Here is a 12,997-nt window from a genome sequence, read left to right as displayed (position 1 = left end):
AAGCCATGTGATTTGTTGACACGGTAATGGAAAGGCTATTTTATTTCATCTATCAATACCGGGCTTTCTTCACCTTCTTAGTGCTGGAAGTATTCTGTTTTTGGCTCGTGGTGAAAAACAACGAGTACCAGGGAACACAATTCTTTAATTCGTCCAATACGCTCGTCGCTTCCGTGAATGGCTTCTCGCAAAGCGTGCGCGATTACTTCCTGCTGAGTAATGTCAACGCGACACTCTCTTCCGAAAACGCCACCCTGCGCCGTCAACTGGAGGCCTACCACCAGCAAACCTATCTGGCCGACAGCGTCGCCGCCCCGCCGGTAGCAGACTCTACGGGCAGAATTGACTCCTCGCGCATCAAGCGCTTTGATTTTGTCAGCGCCAAAGTGGTCAACAACCACGTAGACCTGACCAAGAACTTTATCACCATCAACAAGGGCCGCGATGCCGGCATCGAACCCGGCATGGCCGTGATCAGCCCGCTCGGTGCCGTAGGCAAAGTAAAGCTCGTGTCTGAACACTACGGTGTAGTGACCTCGCTGCTGCACATCGACGTGATGGTATCGTCTGTATTGAAGCGCACCGGGCACTTCGGCTCCGTACAGTGGGATGGCCGTGACCCCGGCGTGATCCGCTTTAACTTTATACCGCGCCACGTAAAGCCGCTCGTCGGCGACACCGTGGTGACGTCGGGCTTCAACTCTGTCTTCCCCGAGGGCATCATGATCGGCACCGTGTCGGAAGTAAACCTCAGCAACGAGGCCCTGACGTACGACCTGCGGGTAAAACTGTCGCAAGACTTCCGCAAGCTGTCGTTCCTCACGGTGGTCAAGAGCGTGTATAAAAGTGAGCAGGACTCACTGGAACAGGTCGTAAACGCAATGGCGAAATGAGCAGGATCGGCATTCCCCAAATCATAGCGTTTTTTGTTTACCTGCTGTACCAGGTAATGATCCTCCAGAACGTGGTGTTGTTTCACACCGCCTTCTGCTTTTTGTATGTAGCATACCTGTTGCTGCTGCCGGTAGAGACCAATCCGCTTACGCTGATGGGCATCGGCTTCGTCATGGGCTTTGCTGTCGACATGTTCTATGAAAGCATCGGCTTGCATGCCTTTGCTTGTGTGTTTGTAATGTACGTACGCAACTATTGGCTAAGCTCCATCACACCGCAAGGCGGCTATGACAGCAACGTCACGCCGTCCATGGCCCTGGGCGGCTTTCAATGGTTTGTCGTATATGCGTTGCCGCTGGTGTTCATTCACCACCTCATGCTGTTCTATATGGAAGCAGGTGGTTTCGGAATGTTCTGGTTCACGTTGTGGAAGAGCATCGTGAGCACATTTTTTACCACGCTGGTAATTTTAATCGCGCAATTTTTGTTTCCTGGCAGAAGGCGCTAAGACGTCTGGTGACGCACTGCTAAAATTTGGAGAAACGACATGAACGAAGGCAGGAAGGAAATCATACAATTTGTATTCGTGCTGATAGGCTTTGTGTTCCTGGTAAAGCTATTTTTTATCCAGATCATCGAAGACAGCTACAAAAACCTCGCGGACGTAAACGCTATCCGCAAAGAGGTACAATACCCTATTCGCGGGATCATCAAAGACCGCAACGGCAAGCTCATCGTGTACAACAACCCGGAGTTTGACCTCATGATCATTTTGCGCGAGGTGAAGAATCTCGACAGCGCCCGCTTCTGCCAGGTGTTTGAGATCAGCCAGGACCAGCTGCGCGCCCTGTTCAAAGGCTTTCACACCGAGATCAGAAACCGCAAGGCCAACGAGCTGCAGCCCTACCCGTTCATCCGCCAGTTGTCCAACTATGATCTGGCGCGCATCCAGGATAACATCGACGAGTTCCGGGGCTTCTTCATCCAGGTGCGGACCACGCGCGCGTATGCCAGTACCGCCGCCGCCAACGCCATCGGCTACGTTAGCGAGATCTCCAAACGTCAGCTGGACAATCAAAAGGAACATTTCTACCGCCAGGGAGACTACATTGGCAAGAGCGGTATTGAAGCGTATTATGAACAGTACCTACGCGGCACACGTGGCGTCAAATACCTTATGCGCAACAAGGACGGCGTAATCAAAGGCGCGTATGAAGAAGGCAAGTATGATACACTCTCTGTGCCGGGTCAGGACCTTACATCCACGATCGACCTGACACTGCAAGAGTATGGCGAGTTCCTCATGAAAGGAAAGGCCGGTAGTATCATTGCCATCGAGCCGTCGTCGGGAGAAATTCTGGCCATGGTGTCAGGACCGTCATACGACCCTAACCTACTTACAGGTAAGAATTATAGCGAGAACTTCGTGCTCATCAGCAACGACAGTCTCAAGCCGTTGTTCAATCGTCCGCTCATGGCCCAGTATCGGCCGGGCTCTATCTTCAAAGTGGCGCAAGCCATGGTGGCGCTGCAGGAAGGAGTAATTACACCGGAAACACGCATACGCTGCGACCGTTCCATCATCAACTGCCACGGCGCGCATACCAACGAAGACCTGCGCGGCGCGATCACCAACTCGTGCAACCCCTACTTCCGCGAAGTGCTGCGGCGCATGTTGCAGAAGGGCAAAGCCAACAACCCGTTTGACGACACACGCATCGGCCTGGAAGAGTGGGACAAACACATCATGAGCTTTGGTTTCGGCAAACGCCTGGGCATCGACCTGCCCAACGAGAAACGCGGCCTGGTACCAAGCCCGGCATACTACGACCGGGCCTATACCGGCCGCCCGTGGAAGTTCTCGAACATCTACTCCATCGCCATCGGCGAAGGTGAGAACCTGGTGGTACCGTTGCAGATGGCCAATTTCGCCGCCACCATTGCCAACAAAGGCTATTACATTACCCCGCACCTGATAAAGTCGATCGGCAACAGCGGCGTACCACTGCCGCAGTATACCGAGCGGCACTATACCACGATCGACTCCGCCAATTTTCGCATCGCCGCCGATGCCATGCGCCAGGTGGTAGAGTCGGGCACGGCACAATATCGCGCCAAGCTGAAAGACATCGTGGTGTGCGGCAAGACCGGTACCGTGCAGAACGAACCAAAGTCCGACCACTCCGTGTTCATCGCTTTTGCGCCCCGCGTGAATCCGAAGATCGCCGTATCGGTATATGTAGAGTATTCCGGTCAGGGTGGCCGCGCCGCCGCGTCTATCGCCAGCCTCATGATCGAGAAATACCTGCTGGGGGGAACACAGCGCCCCAATATCGAAGACTATGTGCTGAAAGGGAAATTCGAATAACACTATCGCATAACGGAACGATACCGTGAGAAGAGAAAGAGAAGAGATCATAACCAATAAGATAGACTGGGTCACGGTGATGATCTATGGCTTCATGGTGTTCTGGGGCTGGCTGAACATATATTCCGCTACCTACGACGAGCATCAGTCCATCTTCGACTTCTCGATCAACTCGGGCCGGCAGTTGATGTTCATCGTCACCTCCGTCTTCCTGATCCTGGCGATCCTGATCATCGACATGCGCTTCTACGAAGCCTTCGCCTATATTATATACGGCCTCATCATGTTCCTGCTGTTGCTGGTGCCCTTCATCGGTAAAGAAGTGGGCGGCAACCGGTCCTGGCTGGGCTTCGGCTCCTTTGGCGTACAGCCCTCGGAGTTTGCCAAGTTCGCCACTGCGCTTGCCGTAGCGAAGTTTATGGGCACGATCGGTTTTCGCATGGATAACATCCGCAACCAGGCAGCCGTCTTTGCGCTGATCGGCGGCCCGATCCTCCTCATCCTGATGCAGAAAGACTACGGTACGGCCATGGTGTTCCTTGTGTTCCTGCTTGTACTGTACCGCGAAGGCATGTCGCCGTTCCTGCTGCTGGTAGGCCTGGGGGTAGCCGTCATCTTTATCCTTACACTGCTGGTAGAGAACAACTGGTACCTGTTCGGAGCCATTGGCGCCGCGTGGGCGATGACAATCTTTATGAACCGCCGCAAGAAAATAAAACGACTGATCGTCATTACCGTCGGCGCGGCGGTGCTTGTAGTGACTATCCTAAGCGTGGAGTTTATTTTCTCCAACCTGCTGGAGCCCCACCATCAGCGTCGCGTGATGGTGCTGCTCAATCCCGACCTTGATCAATTAGGCGCAGGCTACCACGTGTACCAGTCCAAGGTGGCGATCGGTTCGGGCGGCGTTATCGGCAAGGGTTTTTTGAAAGGCACACAGACCAAGCTCAAATTCGTACCCGAACAATATACCGACTTCATCTTTTGTACCATTGGTGAAGAGTACGGCTGGCTCGGCAGCCTGATCATGGTGGGGCTCTTCATGGCCTTGCTCTTCCGGGTTGTATTCCTCGCCGAGCGACAGAAGAACCGCTTTGCGCGCGTGTATGGCTACTCCGTGGCGTGTATATTTTTCTTCCACTTTGCGACCAATATTGCCATGACCATTGGTCTCTTTCCGGTGATCGGCATACCCCTGCCGTTCTTCAGCTACGGCGGTTCGTCGCTGTGGGCCTTCACGGCGTTGCTGTTTATTTTGCTGAAGCTGGATGCGCACCGGATGCACGTACTGCAACGATTGTAATCTCTCTATATTTTAGAGTTTTTTATAGTTCTGGTGCGCCTCCGTTGAAAAGGAATTTCTAGGGAGATATTGATAAAGTATTAAAGGTCAGTGAGTTAAAATTGTATTTTGTATTTCACTATATAATAGTAACTCCGAAGTCCACCGACACGTACATGGAGTAAATTATTCCCTCAAAGATCAAATATGTCAATTTTGATAAGAAATTGGTATATGAAAAATCGCGTAAACGTTTGTATATTGATGGTGGCAATGTCTAGCTTTTAACGAATAGCGGTGATTAAAAATTACTTTGATGAATCCAGCAGTTGATACTTCGATCCAAGAATTGCTAACAAAAAGGCTAATTGAGATAGAAAAGCATTTTGATAGTGATGTCCTCGTTTACTACGGTCCAATTCAAGACGGGATTGAAAATTCAATTCTTCAGATTATTGAAGAATTGGCTACTGATAAAGCAAAAAAGGAAAAGCTGCTCATTATCTTGACAACAGGTGGCGGAAGCGCCATTGCTGTTGAACGATATGTCAACATTATAAGACATCACTATAAAGAGGTGAATTTCCTCGTTCCTGATTACGCTTTCAGTGCGGGCACGATTTTTTGCATGAGTGGTGATAATATTTACATGGATTACTTGTCAGTGTTGGGGCCGATTGATCCTCAAGTTCAAAATAAGGAGGGCAAATTTGTTGCTGCCTTAGGATATCTTGATAAAGTAAACGAGTTGCTCGAGAAGGCAAAAAATGGGCAAATGAGCCAGGCGGAGTTCCTAATTTTAAAAGATTTTGACTTAGCTGAATTGCGAGGCTACGAACAGGCAAAGGAACTAACGATAGATCTTTTAAAGAAGTGGCTTGTAAAGTACAAGTTTAAGAATTGGAATGTTCATCACACTAATCCTCAGTTGCAAGGGCAGCCGGTGACGGAGGTCCAGAAGCTTGACCGAGCTAAGGAAATTGCAGATATGCTGAGCGACAACAATCGTTGGAAGTCGCATGGCCGACCAATCAATATTGAAACGTTAGATAAGGAACTCAAATTGCAAATTGAAGACTACAGCAAGGCAGAAAGCCGGCCTTTGATAAGGTCTTATTATGAGCTTCTAGCTGATTATGTATCGAAAAATAAATTTCCTATTTTTGTACAAACTAGAAAATTCGTTTAGCTATGGGGACTATTGAAGACAAACTGATAAACACGCTCACAACGGCGACTGAGAAGTTTGAGAATGACCCAAAGATCAAGGAGTTCGAGAAAGCTAGTTTAGAGTTCAAGAATCTTGTCCAAGCGGGCATTGCAAAAGAACGCGGTTACAATCTGTTGACTGTGGAAGATGCTCATTTGAGTAGAGCGCATTTCAATACAGCCTCGGGACTCTAACAACGAGTTGGGGTCGAGCAATGGTGCAGCGAATTAAAAACTGCCGGTTAGTAATCATCTATCATCGTAAGTAAAAAAAGACTGCCGGTGGGCAGCCTTTTAGGGTTATGGGTTGATTGATGGGCTAATGGGTCATCGTTAAACAGTCATGATCTCCGCCTCTTTCTTTTTCATGAGGGCGTCGATCTTGCTGCTGAAGTCGTCCGTCATCTTCTGCACTTTCTCCTCGGCATTCTTCACGTCGTCTTCCGACACGCCTTTGATCTTCTTCAGCATTTCATTGGTTTCTTTGCGTACGCTGCGAAGGCTCACTTTGCCCGCCTCGCATTCCTGGCTCACTTGTTTTACCAGTTGTTTTCTGCGCTCTTCCGTCAGCATGGGCACGTTGATAATCACCTGCTGGCCGTCGTTCTGCGGGTTGAGGCCCAGGTTGGCGTTCATAATGGAACGTTCGATTTCCACGATCATGCCGCGTTCCCAGGGCTTGATAAAGATGGTACGGGCATCGGGTGTAGTCACCGAGGCCACCTGGTTGAGTGGCGATGTTGCGCCGTAGTAGGCAACCTGGATGCCATCCAACATAGAAGGGCTGGCTTTTCCCGCACGGATCTTGGTCAATTCATGACCCACGTGCGTCAAAGCTTTCGTCATGGATTCCTGGGCTTCCTCCAGGTATAGTTCTATCTCTTCCATACAAATTATTCGACTTGGGCTATAAATATAACGAGTCGGCGTGAAATACACACCGCCCGCAGCGCTTAGCTGATCAGCGTACCCGCTTCTTCGCCTTTCACGACGGTTAACAGGTTGCCCTTTTTATTCATATCAAAAACAATGATCGGCAGGTTGTTCTCCTTGCAGAGCGTGAACGCCGTCATGTCCATGATGTTGAGATTCTTTTCGTACGCTTCCTGGAAGGAGAGCGTGTTGTAGCGCACGGCGTCCGGATACTTCTCGGGGTCTGCCGTGTACACACCGTCTACGCGCGTGCCTTTCAGCACCACGTTGGCCTGAACTTCTACCGCGCGCAGCGCAGCCGTCGAGTCGGTGGTGAAGTACGGGTTGCCGATGCCGGCGCCGAAGATCACGATGCGGCCTTTTTCCAGGTGACGGATCGCCCGGCGGCGAATGAACGGCTCGCATACCTGCTCCATCTTGATGCCAGACATCAGCCGTGTAAACATGCCGTGACGTTCCAGCGCGCTTTGCAGCGCCATGGCGTTGATGACCGTTGCCAACATACCCATATAATCGCCCTGAACGCGATCGATGCCGAGCGCTTCGGCCTGACCACCGCGGAAGATGTTACCACCGCCGATCACGATGGCAATTTCCACTCCCTGGTCTTTCAGCGCCTTGATTTCGCCGCAGTATTGTTCGAGAACAGTCGGGTCGACGTTCGTATTCTTCGACGACCCCTGCAGGGCTTCACCACTGAGTTTGAGGAGGATACGCTTGTACTTCATTCGTAGGATTTAGGATTGCCTGGCCAAAACGGCCGCAATATATTCCATTTGAGGTGGATTTGGAAAATCAATCCTGGAATTCGATCAGTACCTGGTTCTTCTCCACACTGTCGCCTTTCTTGATTTTGAGCGTTTTGACAATGCCCTCGCCCGGCGATTTCAGGATGTTCTCCATTTTCATGGCCTCGAGGATCAGCAGCGGGTCGTTCAATTTCACCGCATCGCCCTGTTTCACCTTCAGGTCGATGATCAGTCCCGGCATGGGGGCACGCAACGAATTGATCTTGCCCGACGAAGCGCTGTTCATGCCCATCTTTTCCAGCAACAGGTCGAACTTGTCTTTCACCTCTACCGTGTACGGCTTGTTGTTGATCTTAAAGGTGAACGACTTGGCGGTCGCATCGGCCTTCACTACCTCGGCACGGTAGCTTTTGTTTTCCAGAAGGATGTGAAAATAGCCGTCGCCCATCGGCAAAATGTCAGGCTGCAAGGCCGCCCCGTTGACGGTGTAACCGTCTTCCGTTTCCGTGATGTCAAGTGACCGTTTGTTGATAATGGCTTTGTAAGCGGACAAGGTTGTGGACATAAAAGGGCGGATTACCTATCCGAAAGATACGGGCTGCGCGCGCGTGGGGAAAGTTTTTTTGCAAAATCAATTTAGACACTATTACCTTTGCCCCAGCTTCGGTGAAAGATCCGGGGCAGGGGTGCCTTAATATAACGGGCTGAGATCATACCCAATGAACCTGATGCCGGTAATGCGGCCGAAGGGAAGGCAAGGTTAAACGGAAGCAGGCGCATTCCCCTGTGCGCTGCAGGTTTAAACCAACAGAGTATACCATGTTAAAGCATGTATTGATGGCAGCCATTGTGCTGTTGTCTGTTTGCGCGCATGCGCAACGCTTTGCTGTCACCGGCACCGTCCGCGACAGCAAAAACCAGGAGTCCATTGTCGGCGCAACGCTGCAGCTCTCAGGACTGTCGTTCTATACCACTACCGACGCCGCCGGCCGTTTCCGGTTCGACCGCGTACCCGCCGGCGAGTATACCCTCGTGCTCCGTTCACTCGGCTATACCGAGCGCACCGAGCAGGTGTCCGTCACCGCCGACCAGCAGCTGACGCTGACGCTCGACCCGTCGTATACCCTCACCGATGAAGTGGTGGTACTTTCCACGCGGGCCGACCGCAAAACCCCCACGACGTTTACCAACGTCAGCAAAGACGAGCTGGCCCGCCAGAACTTCGGCCAGGACCTTCCGCTCTTGCTCAACTGGACACCCTCGCTCGTCACCACTTCCAACGCCGGCGCCGGCGTGGGTTATACCGGCCTGCGTATCCGCGGCAGCGACGCCACGCGCATTAACGTAACCATCAACGGTATACCCTACAACGACAGCGAGTCGCAAGGCACCTTCTGGGTGGATATCCCCGATATCGCGTCGTCCACACAAAGCATCCAGGTACAACGCGGTGTCGGCACGTCCACCAACGGCGCCGGCTCCTTTGGCGGTACCGTCAACCTGCAGACGCTGTCGCTGCAACCCGACCCCTATGCCGAAGTGATGGTCGCCGCCGGATCTTTCAACACGCAGCGTTATACCGCCAAGGCCGGTACCGGGCTGATCAACAACCATTGGGCGTTTGATGCCAAAGTATCGCGGATCCTTTCCGACGGATATATAGACCGGGCCGAGTCCGATCTGTCCTCGTACTATATCGCCGGCGGCTACTACGGCAAGAAGACCGTGATCAAAGCCATTACCTTTGGCGGCCACGAGCGCACCTACCAGGCGTGGAACGGCATCGATGCGGAAACCATGAAGACAAACCGCACCTTTAACTCGTGCGGCGCCCTCTACGACGAGAACTGGAACGTGATCGGCTATTACGACGACCAGGTGGACGAATACCGCCAGGACCACTATCAGCTTCACCTCACACAACAGCTGGACGATGCCTGGAACGTAAACGCATCCCTGCATTATACCTACGGCCGCGGCTACTATGAGCAATACGAACAAGCAAAACCTTTTGCCGACCTGGGCCTGTCTGACATCGTACTGGGAGACACCGCACTGACGTATGGTGACTTCGTTACACGCAAGTGGCTCGATAATAAATTCTACGGCGGTACCTTCTCCCTGAACTACGACCGGGACAAAACCACGTTCATACTCGGCGGCGCCTTTAACCAATACGGCGACGCCCAACACTACGGCAAGATCCTCTGGGGTCAGTATATGGGCGACGTACGTACCGGCTATAAATACTACGACGGCGACGCCCGGAAAAACGATCTTAACATCTACGCCAAGTGGAACTACGACGTGCTCGAAAACCTGAACGTTTTTGCCGACCTGCAATACCGTACGGTGGACTACAAAACGTCCGGCGTCGAAGATGATCAGCTCGCCTATGACATCCAAGACACCTTCCACTTCTTCAATCCAAAGGCCGGTGTAAGCTACACGGTGTCGGAGCGGGATATGCTGTACGGGTCATATGCTATCGCCAACCGCGAGCCGAACCGCACCGATTACCTGGGCGGCACCGAGAAACCGAAACACGAACGCCTGGGCAATCTCGAAATGGGCTGGCGGCGTCAGGCCACCCGTTACAACCTGGAAGTGAACTATTACCTCATGAACTACACCGACCAGCTGGTACTAACGGGTCGTCTGGACAACGTCGGCAACCCCATCCGCGCCAACGTAGGCAAAAGCTATCGTACAGGCATCGAGGTTTCTGGCGGCATCAAGCTGACCGAGCGCCTGGCCTGGCAGGCCAACGCCACCTGGAGTGTGAACCGTAACCAGGACTACGTGGTCGATCCCGGCAACCTCACCGAAAAGAAAAACACCGCGATCATCCTGTCGCCCGAATGGATCGCCGGCAGCCAGGCAACATGGAATGCCTTCCGGAATTTTCAGGCCACCTGGCTGGCGAAATACGTAGGCAAACAATACCTCGACAACACCGAGAACGAGACGCTGACCCTTGACAGTTATTTTGTGAACGACCTGCGATTGAACTATCGCCTGCCGCTCCAACAGGTCAAACGCTGCGAGCTGAGCCTGCTGGTAAATAACGTGTTTGACGTAGAATATTCGTCCGACGGGTATTCGTATGACGGCGTCGCCTACTATTTTCCCCAGGCAGGCACCAACTTCATGGCCATGCTGACCGTCGGGTTTTAGCGACCGACGGCCGGTCACAGGACCGGTTTTTATGCCGGTCGTGGCTTTTGGCCGTGGGGAAATATAATAAATGACAACCTGTTGCTATTTTTACCGTGAACGGTATCTATGGCAACAGGTCGTACATTTCGTACATTTCTGGAATCGCTGCTCAAGCTCACCCGCTTTGGCAACCTGGTCATCATCGGCCTGGCCCAATACTGCACCGCCGGGTTTTTGATTGCCACGACCACCCTCAACGACGGCTCCCTCTTCATCCTCGCCACATCTACCGTACTGATCGCCGCCGCCGGCTATATCATCAACGACTACTACGACGTCAAGATAGACTACATCAATAAACCCGGTCGGGTCGTGATCGGCAAAAGCATCACCCGCCGGTATGCCATCCTGTTCCACGTGGTCCTTTCCAGCGCGGGTGTGCTGCTCGGGCTGATGTTGTCGTGGAAGATCGCGGCGGTAAATGTGTTGACCGTCTTCCTGCTGTGGTTCTATTCCAATAACCTGAAACGACTGCCCTTCATCGGTAACTTTGTCGTGGCCCTCCTGACCGGGCTGGCCATTCTCATCGTCGATCTCTACTACCACACGGGCAGCGTCCTGATCATTATCTACGCCAGCTTTGCCTTCTTCATGACACTGGTGCGCGAGATCATCAAAGACATGGAAGACCTAAAGGGCGATGTCACGTTCGGGTGTAAGACCCTGCCCATCATGTTGGGGCTGCGTCGTACAAAGTTTATTATTTACCTCATCCTGTTCCTGTTCAGCGCAACGGTGGTGATACTGAATTATTTTTACCAGGTAATGCCGCTACAGTATTATGCTATCTTTCTGTTTGTCCCGCTGCTGTGGTTGTTATACCGGCTTGTCCGCGCCGATACCATCCGCGACTTCGCGCGCCTCAGCGCATTTTGTAAAGTGATCATGCTTATGGGCATTTTGAGCATGAGCCTGCACGGCGGGTGACATACTAAAGACAGGTCGAGAATGAATCAATGGATAGCCCCGGCACGACTGGTGACGGATGTAGCGACGATGATGAGCACAAGAAGTATAACACGCGAGAACGAGGCGGAGGGTTTTGTCAGAATAAATGCGTGAGGTCTCTTATAAACGTAAACAGCACATAGCCAACAAACACCGTGAGCCCTGCTATCCACGACCAACGGAACGCAGCTTCCGGGTACTTCTTCCGGGTAACACCTTCATACAATAAGGCAATAGTTTCCCAGAAGACCGCAAAAGGCATCGGAAGTATATTTAATATCCACACGGTCAGTGCACCGGTAGCAAGACGTCTCTCGAACGCAGGATTCACCGCCGACATACTGATCGGTCCGCTTAGTTTGCTTCGCGAACGAGGAGCGATTACTGCGAAAATACCCCGCACGGAAGTGGTGAAATACGACGATACGAATCTTGTTCCCATTCTGGCCGCCTGTAGCCATGTACGCGACCGGTGTGTGTAGGGAATGAGCTGTTCGCTGGAGATGCCGAGCGTTCTTTTCCCGGGTTCCTGCTCAGTTCTGACGTCCGGCCAGGCGACATGTTTTTCTACCCGGATTTTTTGGTTGTTCTCATACCGCTCAATCTCCAATACGGTATGGCTGCCAGTATCCTGCTGCAGCAGGTTCTGCAGGTCTCTCAGCGACATCACCGGCGCGCCGTCCAATGTTGTAATCCGGTCGCCCGGTGCTATACCGGCGGCTTCTGCCGGCGATCCGGGACGGACGCTCTCCACGCGGAACGGCACCCGGGGTAGTAGAAAGTGTCCGTCGGAGGCGGTAATAAGGTTCAGCATGTCGTCGAGAGAAAGGGTAATATCAAATACGCTGTCACCTCGCAGAACAGTATACGTGCTGGCGCTCGGCTTGATGAGATCCTCGAATGCGTCATACTCCTTACCATTCAGTCGCACGATCTTATCTCCTGCACGAAAGCCGGCCGCTTCAGCCGCGTCCGTCGGATCGATTCCATATTGGTTGAGGTCTTCGCGCGTGAGGACGGTATCGGTCTCCGAAACAGTGTGGACGACATAGGCAACCCACGCACAGACGATCAGTGCCGTCACGCCGCTCCAGGTTGCCAGCCACCGCCGCCACAATGGGCGATCGGCAAGCTCCCACGGGTAGACCATGGCGCCTTTTTGACCTTCCGCGTTCACAGTATAAATGCGGGCAAGCAAAAAGATGGGAATATACCAGCCGATCGAGAACTTGACTCCGCTTACCCGGAACGTAAATAGCGCTTTGCCATATCCCAGGAAATAGTGCTCGCGTGCTACACCAAGCCAGCAGGACACCGCAAAGAAACCGACCTGATACACGATGTTCAGTGTGGCGAGAAGAAAGAGACTTTCAAAAATGGTCATAACGAGGGTTC

The 12,997-nt window shown here is 52.5% G+C and carries 12 protein-coding genes; 8 read left to right on the top strand and 4 right to left on the bottom strand.

Going from position 1 to position 12,997, the window contains the following annotated elements; translation table 11 throughout:
* Positions 1-26 precede the first annotated feature (26 nt).
* From mreC to KK078_RS11640, 6 genes are all read left to right on the top strand, one after another.
* Positions 27-893 carry a rod shape-determining protein MreC gene (mreC, locus tag KK078_RS11665; RefSeq protein ID WP_254090452.1) on the top strand — a complete coding sequence of 289 codons (867 nt, stop codon included), beginning with the start codon at positions 27-29 and terminating at the stop codon, positions 891-893.
* Positions 890-1,402, top strand: a complete 513-nt coding sequence (locus tag KK078_RS11660; RefSeq protein ID WP_254090451.1) for a Rod shape-determining protein MreD — start codon at positions 890-892, stop codon at positions 1,400-1,402. Before mreC ends, KK078_RS11660 begins: the two co-directional genes overlap by 4 nt.
* A 39-nt stretch (positions 1,403-1,441) precedes the next feature.
* Positions 1,442-3,262, top strand: a complete 1,821-nt coding sequence (gene mrdA, locus KK078_RS11655) for a penicillin-binding protein 2 (protein WP_254090450.1) — start codon at positions 1,442-1,444, stop codon at positions 3,260-3,262.
* A gap of 25 nt (positions 3,263-3,287) precedes the next feature.
* Positions 3,288-4,565 carry a rod shape-determining protein RodA gene (gene rodA / locus KK078_RS11650; protein WP_254090449.1) on the top strand — a complete coding sequence of 426 codons (1,278 nt, stop codon included), beginning with the start codon at positions 3,288-3,290 and terminating at the stop codon, positions 4,563-4,565.
* Positions 4,566-4,860: 295 nt separating this feature from the next.
* Positions 4,861-5,733, top strand: coding sequence for an SDH family Clp fold serine proteinase (locus tag KK078_RS11645; RefSeq protein WP_254090448.1), 873 nt, complete (start codon positions 4,861-4,863; stop codon positions 5,731-5,733).
* 2 nt (positions 5,734-5,735) lie between these two features.
* Positions 5,736-5,948: a hypothetical protein gene (locus KK078_RS11640; RefSeq protein ID WP_254090447.1), complete on the top strand. Its 213-nt coding sequence runs from the start codon at positions 5,736-5,738 to the stop codon at positions 5,946-5,948.
* Between the two features lie 138 nt (positions 5,949-6,086).
* Here the strand turns inward: KK078_RS11640 and frr are convergent, their stop codons facing one another.
* The 3 genes from frr to KK078_RS11625 form a co-directional block, all read right to left on the bottom strand.
* A complete protein-coding gene (gene frr, locus KK078_RS11635) occupies positions 6,087-6,641 on the bottom strand; it encodes a ribosome recycling factor (protein ID WP_254090446.1) in 555 nt (184 codons plus the stop codon).
* Between the two features lie 65 nt (positions 6,642-6,706).
* Positions 6,707-7,414: a UMP kinase gene (gene pyrH / locus KK078_RS11630; RefSeq protein WP_254090445.1), complete on the bottom strand. Its 708-nt coding sequence runs from the start codon at positions 7,412-7,414 to the stop codon at positions 6,707-6,709.
* Positions 7,415-7,481: 67 nt separating this feature from the next.
* Positions 7,482-8,000, bottom strand: a complete 519-nt coding sequence (locus KK078_RS11625; RefSeq protein ID WP_254090444.1) for a biotin/lipoyl-containing protein — start codon at positions 7,998-8,000, stop codon at positions 7,482-7,484.
* Positions 8,001-8,254: 254 nt separating this feature from the next.
* Between KK078_RS11625 and KK078_RS11620 the strand changes: the two genes are divergently transcribed.
* Together KK078_RS11620 and KK078_RS11615 are read left to right on the top strand one after the other, a co-directional pair.
* Entirely contained in the window at positions 8,255-10,612 is a 2,358-nt protein-coding gene (locus KK078_RS11620; protein ID WP_254090443.1) for a TonB-dependent receptor, read from the top strand.
* A gap of 108 nt (positions 10,613-10,720) precedes the next feature.
* The gene (locus KK078_RS11615; protein WP_254090442.1) at positions 10,721-11,581 is read left to right on the top strand and encodes a geranylgeranylglycerol-phosphate geranylgeranyltransferase; all 861 of its coding nucleotides are present in this window, start codon (positions 10,721-10,723) and stop codon (positions 11,579-11,581) included.
* A 118-nt stretch (positions 11,582-11,699) separates the two neighbouring features.
* On the opposite strand, the gene KK078_RS11610 is transcribed toward KK078_RS11615, so the two are convergent.
* Positions 11,700-12,986, bottom strand: coding sequence for a PDZ domain-containing protein (locus tag KK078_RS11610; protein WP_254090441.1), 1,287 nt, complete (start codon positions 12,984-12,986; stop codon positions 11,700-11,702).
* Positions 12,987-12,997 lie beyond the last annotated feature (11 nt).

Source organism: Dawidia soli, from assembly GCF_018598185.1.
Classification (GTDB): Bacteria; Bacteroidota; Bacteroidia; order Cytophagales; family Cyclobacteriaceae; genus Ohtaekwangia; species Ohtaekwangia soli.
The sequence above is the reverse complement of the archived record's forward strand: the minus strand, read 5'-3'. Positions and strand labels throughout refer to the sequence as shown.